Annotated in this window: 17 protein-coding genes; 9 read left to right on the forward strand and 8 right to left on the reverse strand. The window is 58.2% G+C overall.

The window, feature by feature from the left end:
* Positions 1–1,670: 1,670 nt before the first annotated feature.
* Positions 1,671–2,087, forward strand: coding sequence for a PRC-barrel domain-containing protein (locus tag AB4Z51_RS40720; RefSeq protein ID WP_028159893.1), 417 nt, complete (start codon positions 1,671–1,673; stop codon positions 2,085–2,087).
* A 338-nt stretch (positions 2,088–2,425) separates the two neighbouring features.
* Positions 2,426–2,662 carry a hypothetical protein gene (locus AB4Z51_RS40725; RefSeq protein ID WP_441499392.1) on the forward strand — a complete coding sequence of 79 codons (237 nt, stop codon included), beginning with the start codon at positions 2,426–2,428 and terminating at the stop codon, positions 2,660–2,662.
* A gap of 257 nt (positions 2,663–2,919) precedes the next feature.
* Here AB4Z51_RS40725 and AB4Z51_RS40730 read toward each other — a convergent pair whose 3' ends face one another.
* Together AB4Z51_RS40730 and AB4Z51_RS40735 are read right to left on the reverse strand one after the other, a co-directional pair.
* Complete coding sequence (locus AB4Z51_RS40730) at positions 2,920–3,099, reverse strand: hypothetical protein (protein WP_441499393.1); 180 nt, start codon at positions 3,097–3,099, stop codon at positions 2,920–2,922.
* A gap of 595 nt (positions 3,100–3,694) precedes the next feature.
* On the reverse strand, positions 3,695–3,838 hold the full coding sequence (locus AB4Z51_RS40735) for a hypothetical protein (RefSeq protein WP_155256153.1): 144 nt from the start codon (positions 3,836–3,838) through the stop codon (positions 3,695–3,697).
* 218 nt (positions 3,839–4,056) lie between these two features.
* Between AB4Z51_RS40735 and AB4Z51_RS40740 the strand changes: the two genes are divergently transcribed.
* Positions 4,057–4,251 carry a hypothetical protein gene (locus AB4Z51_RS40740; RefSeq protein ID WP_028159897.1) on the forward strand — a complete coding sequence of 65 codons (195 nt, stop codon included), beginning with the start codon at positions 4,057–4,059 and terminating at the stop codon, positions 4,249–4,251.
* A 65-nt stretch (positions 4,252–4,316) separates the two neighbouring features.
* On the opposite strand, the gene AB4Z51_RS40745 is transcribed toward AB4Z51_RS40740, so the two are convergent.
* Complete coding sequence (locus AB4Z51_RS40745) at positions 4,317–4,565, reverse strand: DUF6894 family protein (RefSeq protein WP_441499394.1); 249 nt, start codon at positions 4,563–4,565, stop codon at positions 4,317–4,319.
* A 1,019-nt stretch (positions 4,566–5,584) separates the two neighbouring features.
* Positions 5,585–5,758: a hypothetical protein gene (locus tag AB4Z51_RS40750; RefSeq protein ID WP_167768145.1), complete on the reverse strand. Its 174-nt coding sequence runs from the start codon at positions 5,756–5,758 to the stop codon at positions 5,585–5,587.
* Between the two features lie 782 nt (positions 5,759–6,540).
* Between AB4Z51_RS40750 and AB4Z51_RS40755 the strand changes: the two genes are divergently transcribed.
* Positions 6,541–6,720 carry a hypothetical protein gene (locus AB4Z51_RS40755; protein ID WP_135215563.1) on the forward strand — a complete coding sequence of 60 codons (180 nt, stop codon included), beginning with the start codon at positions 6,541–6,543 and terminating at the stop codon, positions 6,718–6,720.
* Between the two features lie 1,252 nt (positions 6,721–7,972).
* On the opposite strand, the gene AB4Z51_RS40760 is transcribed toward AB4Z51_RS40755, so the two are convergent.
* On the reverse strand, positions 7,973–8,188 hold the full coding sequence (locus AB4Z51_RS40760; RefSeq protein WP_441499395.1) for a hypothetical protein: 216 nt from the start codon (positions 8,186–8,188) through the stop codon (positions 7,973–7,975).
* A 103-nt stretch (positions 8,189–8,291) separates the two neighbouring features.
* On the opposite strand from AB4Z51_RS40760, the gene AB4Z51_RS40765 reads away from it, so the two are divergent.
* From AB4Z51_RS40765 to AB4Z51_RS40775, 3 genes are all read left to right on the forward strand, one after another.
* Positions 8,292–8,870, forward strand: a complete 579-nt coding sequence (locus AB4Z51_RS40765; protein WP_028159900.1) for a hypothetical protein — start codon at positions 8,292–8,294, stop codon at positions 8,868–8,870.
* Between the two features lie 427 nt (positions 8,871–9,297).
* Complete coding sequence (locus AB4Z51_RS40770) at positions 9,298–9,561, forward strand: hypothetical protein (RefSeq protein WP_028159901.1); 264 nt, start codon at positions 9,298–9,300, stop codon at positions 9,559–9,561.
* Positions 9,562–10,364: 803 nt separating this feature from the next.
* Positions 10,365–10,544 (forward strand): hypothetical protein, encoded by a 180-nt coding sequence (locus tag AB4Z51_RS40775; protein ID WP_441499396.1) that lies wholly within the window; start codon positions 10,365–10,367, stop codon positions 10,542–10,544.
* Positions 10,545–10,804: 260 nt separating this feature from the next.
* Here the strand turns inward: AB4Z51_RS40775 and AB4Z51_RS40780 are convergent, their stop codons facing one another.
* The 3 genes from AB4Z51_RS40780 to AB4Z51_RS40790 all read right to left on the reverse strand — a co-directional run bounded on the left by AB4Z51_RS40780 (position 10,805) and on the right by AB4Z51_RS40790 (position 13,592).
* The gene (locus AB4Z51_RS40780; RefSeq protein ID WP_041955408.1) at positions 10,805–11,050 is read right to left on the reverse strand and encodes a PilZ domain-containing protein; all 246 of its coding nucleotides are present in this window, start codon (positions 11,048–11,050) and stop codon (positions 10,805–10,807) included.
* A 591-nt stretch (positions 11,051–11,641) separates the two neighbouring features.
* Positions 11,642–11,908: a hypothetical protein gene (locus AB4Z51_RS40785; RefSeq protein WP_441499397.1), complete on the reverse strand. Its 267-nt coding sequence runs from the start codon at positions 11,906–11,908 to the stop codon at positions 11,642–11,644.
* A gap of 103 nt (positions 11,909–12,011) precedes the next feature.
* The gene (locus AB4Z51_RS40790) at positions 12,012–13,592 is read right to left on the reverse strand and encodes a winged helix-turn-helix domain-containing protein (protein ID WP_441499398.1); all 1,581 of its coding nucleotides are present in this window, start codon (positions 13,590–13,592) and stop codon (positions 12,012–12,014) included.
* Between the two features lie 400 nt (positions 13,593–13,992).
* On the opposite strand from AB4Z51_RS40790, the gene AB4Z51_RS40795 reads away from it, so the two are divergent.
* Positions 13,993–14,256, forward strand: a complete 264-nt coding sequence (locus AB4Z51_RS40795; RefSeq protein ID WP_441499399.1) for a hypothetical protein — start codon at positions 13,993–13,995, stop codon at positions 14,254–14,256.
* A 115-nt stretch (positions 14,257–14,371) separates the two neighbouring features.
* Positions 14,372–14,620, forward strand: a complete 249-nt coding sequence (locus tag AB4Z51_RS40800) for a hypothetical protein (RefSeq protein ID WP_049826481.1) — start codon at positions 14,372–14,374, stop codon at positions 14,618–14,620.
* The last annotated feature ends 846 nt before the right edge of the window (positions 14,621–15,466 follow it).

Consider the following 15,466-nt stretch of genomic DNA (forward strand, 5'->3'; position numbering starts at 1 on the left):
CAATCCCGCTAGGCAATCGTCTCGCCATCCGCGATCGCTCCGTCTCAATCCCGCTAGGCAATCGTCTCGCCATCCGCGATCGCTCCGTCTCCGCAACCTGACCAGCTCCGACGGAGCAATCGCTACCGGCGTGTCACTGGAGAGAGGAAGAATGGTAGCTTGACAACAAACCGCAATTAAAGGGCCGATTGACACTCTATCCGCCGAAGCTCGTTCAGGTCTCGTTTCATTCGACCACGCGCGCCCATTCGCGAATGTTGATGACCCCGTACTGCAAAATTGTGACCAATAAACTCGTGCGAGTAACGTGCATACAGTTCCAAGATGTGCCCCAAGGTCCCGATCTCGGTCGCGGGGTGTGCCCCTTTGTCCCAGCCTAGTCGGCCCAAACGACATCTTTCCGCACCTACAACCGGCAGTAGCTCGCGCTCGTTGTTACAGGTCGCAAAAAACGGCAATAAGTGAGCTGGTTCAGGCGCCCTTCATATCCGCTCGCTAAACCGGCGCACTGGGATTTGAGGCCAGCGAAATAAGTGCCGCCAGGACAATGTATTTTGAGCCTGGCGGCGTTCAATTTTAAGACTAATGGCAAGCCCGCCCGCAATGGACGGTTTCCAACGGGCACCCGCTTGATTGGCCGCAATTTCCAAGGATCACTACCAATCAGCTGAAGGCGCCGCGGAGCGGCGTTGTGCCGGAAGCTGACCCACGGTCGTATCTGGCTTGTAGGAACGGCGGCCTTCGGGACTAGTTGCCCCTGACGCCAAACTAGGGTCTCCGCCATGGGTTTTTGCAAAATTACCTGCTTGGTCATCATCGCGATCTTAGCCTGCGGCTCTGCCGCACTTGCGGGGGGTGGTCATGCAACTGGAGTGGCTGGGGCAGACCGTCCTGGTGGTGCTAAGCACCGCCTCTTTATTATCCGCCGCCCGCTTCCAATACAGGGGCCTGCGTCTAACGGCACCGTTGGCGTCAATGCGTCAAGCTCCAAGCTCAACTCGCGGATCGACGGCAAGATGTAAGAACGCGGGCCAACTGCGAAGGTCTCTGCGCGATCTTAAAAGGGCAGGATAGTTTGTTAAACTGAGAAATTGAACGGCTGAGATCCGACCTCATGTCTAGTACCGTCGTGGGCGTCCGATGTTGGGATCGACCACTTGCCGCGGTCGACGCATGGATCACCAAATAGAACGAGCCGGACCTCTCCCGCCCCGAAGCCATCCGCCGCCTAGTCGAACTAGGCCTGACCGTAAAGCCAAGGGGGCAGCACTCCAGTGAAGGCCAAAAGCTCCGGGCCCGCGCGATGGCCGCTAAGGCAATCGATAAGCTCGCTGACTCGCCGCCCCCCCCGGCGACCAAGCCACACGTAAGAAGCGCCTGCTTAAGGGCCCGGAGCAATTTCCAGGGTGTGAGAGTCGATCGAGCAAGCCAAAAGACATGAACGCTGCGCCGATCGTGCGGAACGTCGCAGCGTCGGTCCAGGCGCAACTCACGCCTGCGACCGATTGGACGCGATGGAGCGACGCACGTATCTCTGAATCGGTTCCCGCCGGAATCGGCAAGTGCTCGTCACCGAGCTGGCCCAATCCCCTCACCTCACCGGTCCTGCTCATCACTAGGAACGAATGCCGAGCGCTTCTGTTCTTAAGGTTCCAGCTAGGGAGGATATTGTGAGAACATTGGCCACCATCGCTGCTCTGCTCTTTGCTTCCGGGGCGTTCGCGCAGACTCCTGCTCACACGGCGTCCGAAGCAGCCGCACCAATCGCTGCTGCGGGAGACTGGAGCGCAGCAAAAATGAAGGGCGTCAACGTTTACAATGAAGCCAACGACAAAGTAGGTGACGTCTATGACATCATCATCGACTCTCAGGGCCGGGTAAGGGGTCTCGTCATCGAGGCTGGCGGCTTTTTGGGAATGGGAACGCATTATGTGCTGGTCGCGATGAACAGCCTTAAATTCGCTAATAAGGCTGGGAAAACGACCGAAGGAATGACGTCCGCGACTGCGCGCGAATGGTTTCCCGATCGCGCCGTTATCAACGTCACGAAAGACCAACTAAAGTCGATGCCAGAGTTCAAGTACTAGGTAACTCTAGGATTGGTGGTCGCGTACTGTGACGCTGCTCAACGCCCCCGAATACGTCACTGTTTTGCCGGAAGGCGGAAGCTGCATGATGTTTGCCCGCATCGGGTTCATTCCTTGAACCTTTGCATCGTCGTTCTACACCAATGATCATCCGAGATTTTTGTCCCTCCACCTCGCGACTGGTCTGAGCATTGCCGCCGGGACAGCGTATTTTCGAGCCGGCGGCGCATTGCCTAGGGAGAAACCGTCGGCGTCACACCTTCAACGCGCGGCCCCTAGAGCGCGTTAGAAGAAGCGCCAACGCCCGAATATCTCGCATTACGAGAAGGGCTTGAAGCATGATGATCTTCCGCTTCGGCACGAATGAAATTCCTATGCGCAAAGGCGCAGGGGGACTGCTAATGAAGCTGATTCTCAGCGATGGCGGCCGCGCTATCCCCGTCCATCGTTGTGAGCTTTGTTTGCAGCCAATGWGGCACGTATGCGATCAAGCCGAACGCCGGCTTTTCAAGTGCGACGACTGCGCTCTTGTCAGCACGGAGGTGTTGATGCTCGGCAACCCAGGCCGCAAGTAGTCGCGCCATTTGATGCTCAGGGGCGGCCCGCCAGCCGCTGCCCATCACTGTTCGGTGCAATCGGCGCCAGCGCATCACTTGCCCTTGCCGTATTCGGTGATCCTCAGCGACAGGCCTTGCGAGCATCCCCGACAATGCCTTCCGCGCCGGGCTCAACTACGCGATCGAGCGCGGCTGGCTATCCAAGCACGAAAGCGGCACCTGTGTGATGCCGTTCGGCGAAGATCTGCTGACCCGCAACGCCAACTGAGGCGGCATTACTCCGCCTCCGACCTGTTAGCTATGGTCTTCTCGATTTCGTCGGCGAGCTGTCTGAAATGAGCGGCGAGCCGCTCATAAAGCTCGCGCTTCTGCAGGTCGGTCGCGCTTCTGGCGATCTGCTCCGCATAGTTGGCTTCGGCGCGCATTTTCTCCGCGCTGGCTTTCATGTCTTCCATGGCACTACTTCGGTGGCTGCAAGCCTGGCGATTGCAGCCATTCGTCAATATGGGCGGTGATATCGGCTGCGCGGGCCTCTCTCAAAAGGTCCTCGCGTTCCGTCCCCGGGGGCATCTCCTCTGCCCTTGCCCGTGCTTGCCTAGCTTCTTCGATGAGCCGTTCGCCTAGCGCCCTATCCTGTTTGAACCGGTGGCGTTTCATTTGAACATCCTCCCGCACATCAACTCTTTCGGGATTTCAACTGTTCAATCCGGGAACATTAAATCAGACACTCCCGTAGCAGAAACACCCTTGTTGCGGCGCGCCACGAGCCGGTGCGTTGTGGCGGTGCCGGTGTTTCCGTACTCTTCAGCCCTGGAGGCGCTTCGAGCCGCTCACGCTCGCAGAGTAGACTCGCCGAGGAACAGACTGTCGGTGGAAGGCTTGTGTCTGCGGTGACTGCTTCCCTAACGAGGCAAGAGCCTGTCCGGAGGCCCCAGCATCAACATGCCCCCCCGGCCGGGTGCCGGGGCTGCCACGGGCCGAGGAATGAGGACATGCATCCCAATGCCAACACGGTTTTGGGAGTTCTGCTGGGGGCTGCTCTCCTGTACGTCATTTTTGTCCATTAGCGCGCCCTGGATTAGGCCGCATGCCTATGAACAGCGCCGCGACAAACAGTGCGGCGCCAAAGGCTGCAACGCCAAGGCAGATGCACGCGTGGACTGAATACGGATTGACGTCGGGCTCTTCGATCATGTCCTCGCCTCGGCGGGCGTAAGCCGGGAGAATGTCCAGATGATTTGCGACGTCGGCTTGACCGGCCTCTCAATCAGGGTCTCTCGCTCGAGACGCCTTTTCTTCGGCCTATCCGATCATTTCGGTGGCGCCAGACCCGGCGATCTCAGCCACTGGTTTATGTGAGAGCCGGTCTCGGCCTGCCGAGCCCTACGCATTGCGGCATCGCGTACAGGCCCATGAGGAAGCAGTTCGGCTTCCTCGCGAAGCCGTTTAGCTTCTTCGGCGAGGCGGTCTTCAAGGGAGGTGCTTTGCGCGAAACGACGCCGATGCTGCATGGCGCGCTCCTTTCCCGTTCGAGGAAGGCGGGAGCGCAAGTGGCGTTCTCATCACAGATAAAAGCCAAGTTCCGCTCTGTGATGATCAGACAATAGCACGACGCGGGCTTGGGCTCCTTGTCCAATATTAGGTTTTCAAAATAAGGGACCCCCAAAGGCACCTAATTGCCGTTGATTTCAGCGGTTCGCGTGAGGGTGAGCAAAGTCCGACCTTCATTGGGTGAAGGGCCGTCCGTGACCTTCATCTCCCATGGTATCCCCCTCCACATGTCGGTGGGATGCTCGGACGTCAGGACAGTGCCTGCGTACTTCACTGCTTCAAGTTTCGCTGCTTCGGTGTCGGCCACTTCAACGCCGACGTCATCGATCAGCATTTTCCCGTTCAAAATATGGAAGTAGTAGCGCGGCACATCCGGTCCTCCGTTTGGGCGGAGAGCGCAGTCGCGTCTCTCAGTCAGGGGGCGCCTTGATCGGTCCCGGTGATAGCGGGACAAGAGCAGATACCGGGTGGCGTTCCTAATTGGGCCACCGCACTTTTCAAACTAGGCCAGGCGGATCGCCTCCGGCTTGGTCGAGCCGGCCTGGAGCGCGCTCGCGCCTCGCTAATTGAGCTGCCCCTTTTTCAATCAACGCATTCCAAGCCCGCATTTCCGGTCGTTGAAAGACCTTTGTCTCTCGGCGTCACGCACCACCGCCGCCTCTACATCGGCCTGCCTTCGCGCGCTCTTCCATACCAAGTAGATTGCCAGCCCAACGTAGGCGTAAAAAGGTACCAATACGGCCAATGCCCACGCGATGCCTACGAGAAAAACCGCGAATAATACCACACAAAAAATAAGAGCTAGCGCGAGGGGCATCGAACTCTCCCTATCTTTGATATGTCGCGCGGGAGATCCTGCGCCGTTGTGACCTTCAACTTGCCGATGTGCCCTCGCACCTGCAGGAGTTCGTCGACCGCCACGCCGTCCAGGACATTCGGCAGCTTACCCTGCGGCTTGTCTAAGCATGCCGTTTCAGCGCAAGAAGCCAGCGATCGGCATTCCTCGCTTCGGCTTAATGAAGGAGGGCCTAGTGCTTTGAACACCAGGCCCTAAGTTAGCTGCTTCACGCATCGTGACTCGCGGAAGGTTGGATTAACACTAAAAATCTAACGACGTTCCAACTGTCCTACGCTCGTCTGTTCACCTCACAAACCTGCTCTCTTGAAGAAAAACAGGCGACTCCGCGAAGAAAGCCTGTAGGGATGCAACTCACGACGCTAGCGAAGGCGCTCGGGACTTGGAGCATCGCTTGGCTTGGGCGCTTCCCTCTCTGTGGCCCTGCGCTGCCCACGGAAACCCTCCGGATCGTCGCGGCATGATCCAAAAGCCGGCCTAGTGCCGGGCTTTTTCGTTGAGTAGCCTATTTAGCATCCACGAGTGGCCAGCGCCTAACCGGCGGGTTTTTCTTTGTCCTCGTGCGGCTGCTCGCCACGGTTTTCGGCAGTCTGCTCCGAATCCCCCGGCTTCTTTCCGGCCATGTTCCCAGGGTTGTAATGGTACTTGCCGTCCGGATTCTCGCCGGGCTGCTTCTCATTGGGATTTCTGTTGTTGTCATCGGCCATTGGCGTTCCTTTAGAGGGAGGAACAACATGCAACAGGGCGGGCAATCCCTTAGTTCCTACCGGTGGCCTAATTCGGCCAGTACCCCAAATTAGGACCCCCCCTTCTCTGCGTCCTGGGGTGGGCAACGGCCGCATCCGTTGCCGCGATGAGAAAAACCGTTTGGGTTTCACTGATCTGGTCGAAGCTCGGAGCGCTTCTGCAGGTTGCGTTCGGTTGTTCTGACGGTGTACTCAAAGCGGGTCGAGATCAGCTCCTCTCGACGCTTACTACTACTGCCCACGCATTCTTTGCACGCTGTATGTGGGCGGAGATCACGTCTCACCTTCCGCAAGAGCGCGAATCCGCTGAATCGCAATAAACTCCACGGGCGTTCCTATCTCCGCAGTAATACGGTGCCGACCGTGTTCCCCGCTGTGCTTCTTGTCACTGTGGGTTGAGCATGGCAGCATAGCTTTCCGCCGTCATTTTAATCTGCGGTGCGCCTAGAACATTACAAATTGTATTGTTGATTTGAGACCTAAATCATGTGGTTCTATTTCGGGTTAGCGTTCAGCTCATTTTTCTTTGGCGCGGCTGCATTCATCCTGTACGCCGCATTCGATCTCCCGGCCGAGATCTATTTTGATGAGAACTAAGAAAGACCAAGCCTCACATTTTTTTTGCAGGAAACCTGAAACTTCCCCCGTTGGATGCACGTACCTCCCGTTGATTGATTCAACATGCGATGGCGTGAAATCCGTTTGGTTAAGTTCGCTTATCAAGAGCGTTTTAGGAATATTCGATGGACAATGATCGCGTGGATGTTTTTGCTCGTCGCGTGGCCGAGCTCGCTTCACAATTATCGGAACTGGAAATACTCAGAGACAAAGTTGCCGAGGCGCAGCGACGCGTCCTCGGTCGTACCATTCCCTCATCAGGCGCGTTGATGAAGGGACGAAACCGATTGACTTGCTTGTTATAGGAACTCGAGACGCACAGGGTTTCTTAAATGATGCTGAGCTTGTCCCTCAGCTGGCGGAGCGGCCCCGGCATTACATCAAAGCGCCTCTCGGCTGGGGCCGTCTCCCTAAAGAGCTGTTCCAGCGCGAATGGCATCAGGCATCTCAGTGAAGCCCGATCCTTGATGGGCGGCGGCTTCCGACCAAGCGACCATGTTCAATTCGCGTGCCTACTACGCGACCAATACAACCCGTCATAAGTTTCTACCGTCGCTTCGGTTGCTAGCTTCACCATCACTCGGTAAGCGGCGTCATTCGCTTGAGTGAAGCTATCACGGATAGCTGTCGCGAGCTCATTCTCGCTAACCTCCAAGCGTGAAGCCCATCGCAATTCGGCAATTGCAAACATGAGGCGTGAGACACACGCGCACAACCAGGGCTGTCCAAATTCACAAGGTGTAAAGCACGTGCAACAACAACGCTGCGGCATCGTTCACAAGTGGACACTCCATGGGGATAAATGCGGCCTACCCTCGTCTGGCGCCGGTTGGATTCGCCTCCGTTCCGAAGTGCAGGCGGCCTCAGCTCGTCACCCTTCCAAAGCTGAGGTCGCTTGCTCCAAATGGGTGGCTCACCTTAATTCAGAAGCTTCGGGTCGAAATCGATTTCGACGATGACACCTTCGATATCGGGCGTATCTACGCCGAAAATAGACGTGCAGACACGACAAGGCCTTGCGCTCATCGCCGTCGATGTGGAGCTGGATGCGGTAGCCGTCGTACTTGATCTCATGACTCCAATCGACGCCCGACGGGGCTTTCATCCTGAGACTGGCGAGCTGAGGCTTGATGAAGCCCGGCATCGCCGGTCGGGTACGCCGCATACGCAACTCACAAAAATAACCCGCCGTCGGGGGGCCAACGACGGGCAGTCTACCTTCCTTCTTCAACGAATCTCCAACTACGGAAGCCTGAGATGTGTTCCATCCGTGAATGCACTCCAACGTCTCCCACAACCGCAAACGCCTTCCCGGATATTTTTGAAGCGCTTCTCGAACAGCGCACGACGGGATGCGATAAAGAGAACAGCCTATGGGATGTCGGTCTGGCTTGGGATGCTCGGGCCGATGCTGTGCGGTTTGTTCAGGAAGAACTCGCGGTTGCCGAAAGCCGCCTCCGCATACTGGTCAATCGCAACCTGGATGGCGTCGATGTGCCTATGGCACCAGCCCTCACGGGTACCGAGCCTTCTGACAAGCTAACGATCCGCAGCGCGTCATCCGGTAATGGCCGCTGCAATGCCTTGGCCTCGTCCCACGGCGCGTGCATCCACAGGTTCCCGCTCCTCCACCCTGGGAACCGCTCCAGCGACCGAGAAGGCGGCTTGATCAAGATCAACGCCGCCGCTCGACTGCCGTAAAAAGTGGTGCATGGCATCAAGACGACTTTTCACCATCGAACTGACCGCGATTGCGGTCATCGTTCTCAGCATGGCCGTACTCGCGTACATCGGGTTCGCCATTTGGTCAGAACTATGAAGACCGAGGTGCGCCGAGGCCGCCGCTTACTGTTTGGTGATCTGGAGCATGGCATCAATGAAACACTGTCTCGCTGCTTTCGCAATCGCCGCCAGCCTGTGCGCACCAGTTGCGCGCGCCAACGATGCCCTGGAAGCCGAGGTGCGGGCCTACGCCCCGGTCTTCTCCCTCGCCAAAGCATGTGACATCAGGATCAGTGAGGCCACTTCGAGTGACCACCGCGCCATGCTCGAAGCGGTGAAATCCGACCCGAACGCCGACAAACTCGCCTACCGCCTCCATTACGAAGCGCAGACGGCCTACATCAAGGCCCGCGATGGAGGTCAACGGGTCACCTTCTGCAAGGACTTTATCACGGCCAACAGCCAATACGCCAAGGCGCGCTTCACTGCCGTCGTCGAGGACCTCATGAGCGACGTTAGCACAAGTGTACAGAAAGCGATTGCCCACAACGTCTGCGGTGCACCCCCCGTCAAGCTATCCAAGGCCGACTGGAAGCCGTACGCGCAAATCAAACAGATGCTCCAGAACGAGCAAAAGTTGGCCAGGAAAAACGCCGAGGCGAACGGCTGGAACGTCACCGAGGAAACAACGGCGGTCACGGAACAGTTCTGCGCGGCGGTAAAAACCCGATGAGCATCCCGGCGCATCAGCCGGTAGCCCTCGTGCTTGATTTCGTGGACCCAGTCCGGGCCAGACGGCGGCTCGGCCACCTTCGACGGTAGACACGGTTCGTTGAAGCCGGAGGGACGCCGCTGAATCAAAATTCTTCATTCCTTCGAGGCCGTCAGGGAAAGGGTTGTTGAGTTGCGCTCGCGCCGCGCAATCCTCTTTGTCGGCCCCGCGCATGACGATACTGAGTGCGTCATCCGGCAGCGGTGGTTGCAGCGCCTTGGCTCCATCCCACGGTAGGACAGGCAACAGTTTAATAAAATTCGCCACTTAACTCTAAATCAGGTTCCAGATTTTCAGTCCAGTTGAAGGGCGTATGGTTGCTTTCATTAAACCATGCGCTTCCGTTACGTACCTAAAGCCAGCGCGGCCAACGTACCGAGGACTGCACATGAACAAGCATCCTACCGAAGGGCTGCTCTTTTTTGATGGCAGCCAGGATTTGCGGATCATTGCTTACGATGTCAGCCGAACCGGCGCCGTCGTCCACTCAGACCGGCTCGGCCTGCTACCGATCGATTTCTACATCACGTTCGACGACTTTCTGACGGTGGCAAAATGCCGACTCACATGGCGCTATCGCGACGATTTCGGCGTCGTTATCGACCGCTGGCTAGATCTGCGTCAGCGGATCGCGGGCAACCAAGCAGGATAAGGCAGATCGCATCGGCCCCGGCGGACAACCATGAAAACAACGCCGCGCGATTATGTTCGAGCCTCGATCAGAAGCGCTGATGCGCTGGTGTGCCAGCCGTGCTCGCACGGCGACGAGCGAGGGCCGTCAGTGGTTGGTTATGCATCCACCGACGGCCATTTTCTGATGGGCATTTCGTTGTAGCGCGCGTGGTTCAGCTCTTCGGCGGTGAACAAATCGCATGTCCAAGCGCCGCCCATCCATGGGCTGTTGGCTCCATACCCTGCGGTCACTGATTTTCCGTCCGTACTCGATCAACCCGGCGCCAAAGCCACCACACCGACCGTGTACTGCGGCCCTCCCGATTCACGAAGCCGAACGAGAACACGTGGGGGTCATGCGTGACTTCGCCTCGCGCGGCGGCTTCCAGTGCGCTTCGCTGCGATTTGGTCAGTCCTATGTCGTCTGGAGGTTCCTGCCCCATCGCCCAACATTGCCGTCCCGAAGGAAACTATGTCGCGAACCATAGCTGATGATGGTCCACTTTTGAGCGTAGGAACTCCGGGCAAAAGTTGGCCCGCCGGGGCTGGGGGCTGGAAGGCGCCGGAGAGATCTTTGGAGGAGGACATCCGTCAAGGGCGGGGCCGTTGAAGCGCTGAGATAAGTAGCCGTCGTCAGCAAGTGCAATTTGTGCCATTCGGCTTATCAACAACGGAAAGGCCATTGCCGCTGATGGATACACGGGAACCGGTGTTGCGAAGCGAGATTTCGACCATAGTATGTGCGAGCGAATTGGCCGCTTTTTGAAGGATAACTCGAGACCCATGGGGCGCTGGAAAGTAAGTTGGACCGAGCAAGAGGTCGAAAAGCTCAAATTGCTGGCGGGCACCATGCCGCTCTCGCTGATCGCCAAGGAACTTAATCGCACCACAGGCGCCATGCTGGCGAAGGCGATGGGAGAAAAGCTCACGATAATCGTGCACACACATAGCGGTCGGGCCTGAGCCCAGGCGCCGCAGATTTCGTTTGGCCGGGGGCGGTATGGGCGTGGATCGGGAACGTCAGCGCGGATTGGACGCAGGCCGGCGTTGGGCCAAGGTTGCGACCGCGCATGAGATTGCCACCGTAGTCAGCGGATCATTCGACGACGTTTGCCGCATCATGCCGCCCGATGTATCGGACCACTTCGTTGGCGGCTTCCGTGAGGGGGTGCTCCACGTCTGGCGCGGTGCGTGATTTACCTGCAAGCAATTGGAGTGCGGTATCAAAAGACAAATCTGACGCCGCACGTAGTCCCGTGCCGCCACACTACATGGCAACGCCTCGTCGTCTTGAAGCCATCCAGCGACAGATCGAAATCGCGAGAAAACACGTAGAACGGGCAGTGAAACTTCGCCCCCTGATCGTTCACGTCCTTCACCACGCAGCCATGAACGCCGTCAATTTCGTCAAAGTGAATCATCGCGGGTTGGTTGATTTCAATGCGCGCCAATGCTCGCCGCTCAATCATCGGACCAACTCCAAAAGTCATTGGATCAAAAAACTAACGCGATAATCGGCGCAGACTATCGCGACGATTTGGATTTAAAAGTAAGAGACCATAACTTTTTAAAATTGTACGAGGTTGAAATCTTTCCAAACGTGTGCGCGCGTGGTCCCCGCGCGATCTTGTGCATGTTTCGCGCCCGGCAAACCAATCCAGCCGAGACGACGGGTGGCGCGACGGCGTAGGTAGTCAGCGCGAGATCAAACGATTGGATGCCGTCAAAACGGCGCCAGCAATGCCGCCTTAGCCACTCTTACCGGTGAGGACCTGATCTTGAAACGTAGAAGAGCACGTCATGCCGCCGACCGATCAGTCGCGAAATCATGTTGGCGAACTGAACGAGAGAAAAAATTGCGAGGAATTCCAAAATCATTTCGAAAAGCCTCCGGGTTCGAAAATTCACTGTCGTAAAACACGCCCCAGCCCGGAGACCGCAAATCTAAAACTGTTTGCTGCGGCGAAAACGCAAAATGGAACAGTTCCACGAAGAAACAATGAAACAGCTGCTTTTCGGCAACAGCATGAGGAGATTGCAGCGTTCTCGAAAACACGCTGTCATTGCCGCGACGTGCGCAGCATCGGCTTCAGTGCGCGCGGCGATTGCTGTCGCTCACGCCGCAAGTACCGCAGGTAGGCAACGCGGCTTTGACCGAGCCGGAAGCCGCCGCCTTGCCGTTGGATCACGCCTTCGGCTTGGAGCTTGTCGATGTACGTCCGGCTGCAATCGAGGTGGAGCGCCAAGGCAGACGCGCTGACGGTCGCGGGTTTGTCGGATCGCGGTCGGRCGACAGGCTTGGCGACGGGCGCGACGGTTTCGGACATCAGCGTCATTCCTGTTGCGTCGCGGCAGGATAGCTCACGTCCCGTTTCGGCGGCCATAGCAAACCTTGGCCAGCCCGGTCGCGGGTGACCCTACTAGGCGACATCACCCCTCTGGCACCCCCGCCATGCGCAGGCCTTCGTGGATGCGCTCGCGCGCAGTAAGGAAAATCGGATTATCGCTAGGTGCTTCGAGGCGGAACCGACGAAGAGTGAAACTTGGAATGAGTGCAAGTCCAGTTCTTGCAGAAACCCGCGCTTCATCGGCTGCGCCTAGCAGGGCCAAGACTGCGGCGAGGTTGAAATGGCCAGGTGGAAAACTGCGGTTGGCCTCTATGCTCTGTCGCAGCCAATCGACGGCCTCARCATCAGAACCGAGATGCACTTTGGCTACACCTATAAAAAACATCCATTGATACGCGCTAAGATCGCGAGGGGAGAGACGGAGGGCCCTGAGTTCATGTCCTTCCGTCTCAGCGGCGCGTCCCAGATAGAGCTTTCCCAAACCAATTCCGCCGTGCGCGAAAGCCAAGTTGCGATCAATTGCTAACGCACGCTCGCATTCAGAAATGCCGTGTGCGGCACGGTTCGTCATCAAATAGACGCCGCCCAACGTCAGGTGGGCCAAGGCGTGGTCCGGCGCAAGGGACAGCGCCCTCTCAGATAACACTTCGGCTGCTGCGAGTTGCGCATCGCGGTCATCGTTCACGAAAATTGCTGACATTGCGACGTGGACACCGGCGACGCCGAGCATTGCCGAAATGCTCTCGGGGTCGAGAGCTATTGCTCGCTCAAAAAAGCCGCGCGCTTGGGTCAAATTCTTGGGCGTCCACCCCTTGTATAAGGAGGCAAGGCCCTGGAAAACTAAGTCCCTCGCATCTGGATGCAACGAACGCTCCGCTCGGCGGGCCTCGGCGGCAATGAGTTCGGCATCGAGCGCGTTGGCGAGCCGCGCTATGATTTCGTCTTGCATCTCGAACAAGTCGGCGATGGGTTTGTCGAACCGCTCGGCCCATAGGTGGCTCGCGGTTTCGGCATCGACAAGCTGCACGTTAACGCGAAGCTGGTTGTCAGACCGCTGTACAGAGCCTTCCAGAACATAGCGCACGTTTAGCTCGCGACCTACCTGCTTCAGATCGACTGCCTTGCCCTTGTAGGTGAATGCGGTGTGTCGTCCGATTACCAACGAACCTCTTATTCGTGACAAGTCCGTAGTCAGGCTCTCGGTCACGCCATCTACAAAGTAGTCTTGCTCCGGATCACCGCTGAGATTGGCGAAGGGTAGCACCACGATGGACAGTCGGGGCGTCGAGGGCTGGCTTGGCAGCCTGTCGCTGCTATGCGCTGCCGAGCCAACCGGGACAACCGCAGGCCTCTGGGCGTCGCGCACTGCACCAACGAAGCGGAAGCCCTTGCGCGACAGTGTTCTGATTAGGCGCTGTCTCTCACCCGTGTCGCCGATTGCGTTTCGAGCAGCATTTAGGCGGGTCGTAAGTGCGGCATCGGATACGATGCGTCCTTTCCAGATGGCGCTGATGAGTTCTTCCTTGGTAACGACGCGCTCCCTGTTGCGGATCAGGTATTCGATCAGGTCGAACACCTGTGGCGCGACAGGAACCATGACCTGACCGCGATGCAGTTCCCGCCGATCAACGTCCAACGCATAATCATCAAAGAGGTAGCGCAACTCACAAATCCTCGGGGGCCTGCCGTGAAATCTGGAGACCAAGAGTAAGCCAGAGAGGAGCAAAAGATAAGCTACACGTTTAGCGCGCGTTGTCACGTCCGGCAGGCTCGCTTGGTGCCGTGTTGTGCCCCCTGCAACTGCAACCACGGATTTTCTCACACCAGATTTCCGCGATGGGCGTGGTCGCGCGGTCCCCCCGGAGGGTCGCGGCCTCCACAGTACCTTGGCGACCGTTGAGCCGGTGCGGAGGGGTCGCCATCGTCAGACGGTCCCCGCCCGCGCTCTCCCTACGTTGATTTAGGTCAATGTCAGCGATCCCTTAGCGCTCAAGCCATGTTCAGCCGCACCTGAGGGGCTCCCGTCACTTTCAGTGACGCAAGCGCAAAGAGGGAGGTCTGCCATGCATCCGAAGCAGCGTCTTTCGATCAAGTCAGCGACTGTTACCGGGATTGCTGCTAGCGCCTTGTTGGGGCTCGCAGGTCTCACTCTCAATCCAGCCCCAGCCAACGCGGTAATTTACTGCACGTATGTTGGCTATCCTGCCGGTTGCGTTGCTCGGGCGGGCGTCGTGCTGAGGCCCCGTCCGGTGGCGCGTGCTGCGGTCCGTCATAACGTTGGTGGCAACGCAAATGGCGGCGTCAATCGCATTGGGGCGGGGCGGTAAAGCCTTCTCGCTGGCGACGTGCGAGAAAGGAGCCGTCCCCGCTTCGTCCCGGTGGCGGCATTTATTGTCCCGGTGCGGAGGACAGGCGACCGAGACTGCGCTGCGGCATCGCGGAATGAAGCACACGTGGTATGTCACTTTTGAAGTTCCGACAGATGGCACGCTGTTGAGGCGGCGACATCCGCGCTTAACCAAAACGTTCGCAACAGAGGCAGAAGCTAAGGAATTTGCGCAAACCAAATTCACCAGTGGATTGATCGTCACTGCCGGAACCATCATCCCTCACCTGCCGAGAAGGGCAATTCCGTCGGTGGAAATTCCAACTAGGCTTGAACTGCACGGCCAAGTTGATCCAGATCAATAGCTCGGTTCTCGACGTTAGTGACATGCTCTGACAGGGCAGCAAATCGGGAGCCTGAAAATGAGCAAGCGTTCAGAGGCGAAACTGTTCAGTCGTCGCAGCGCACTCGCTTTCCTCGGATGCGCCGCTGCACTAGGACTTGCCGCTCCGTCTGCAGTTTTGACGGTCTCGCAGGCTGATGCCCAAACCACCACTACGCCCGCCACGCCCACGACGCCGCCCACAGACACACCGAAGTCGGGGACAGAGCGCCGGCAGGAACGGCGAAGCGGGCGAACAGAACGGCGCCAGGAACGCCGCACCGGACTCACAGAGCGACGCCAAGAGCGGCGCACAGGACGCGAAGAGCGCCGAGACACCCGCGACGGCACCACCAGCACCGAGCAAAAAAAGTAATTGGTCCAACTACGGCAACCGAGCCGCCCTTCGCGCATGCTGCAGGTAGGTCGTGCGCCCGGCGCCGCCGCGCGCGGCGCACGCCAGCGCATCGGCGACCAAAAGCAGCCGGACCGCGAAACTAGGGCCTATTAGGGCCCGGCACGTTAGGGCGGACCTCACTGCGACCCGGAAGCAGTCGGAATATCCTACGTTTTTCAGGCACTTCCGCCGACTTCAACAGACCCAAAATACTGCTTGCAGCAAGGACCACACGGTTTTGCCGTACGCGCGGCTCGCCATGTTCGCTGCAGATTTTCCAGCCCTGTCGACGGAGCCCGAAAACTACTGGCGAGACGGGCCTGTCAGCGCCGTTCGTCCGCACGAAGCCTCGGGCTCACGCAGAGCAATCCGGCCCGCCCTTTGCCATTCGCACCCGACGCTGCCGCGTCCACCGCAAGCCCGGCTCGCGAC

This window comes from Bradyrhizobium sp. 2TAF36, from assembly GCF_052114925.1.
GTDB classification, from domain to species: domain Bacteria; phylum Pseudomonadota; class Alphaproteobacteria; order Rhizobiales; family Xanthobacteraceae; genus Bradyrhizobium; species Bradyrhizobium barranii.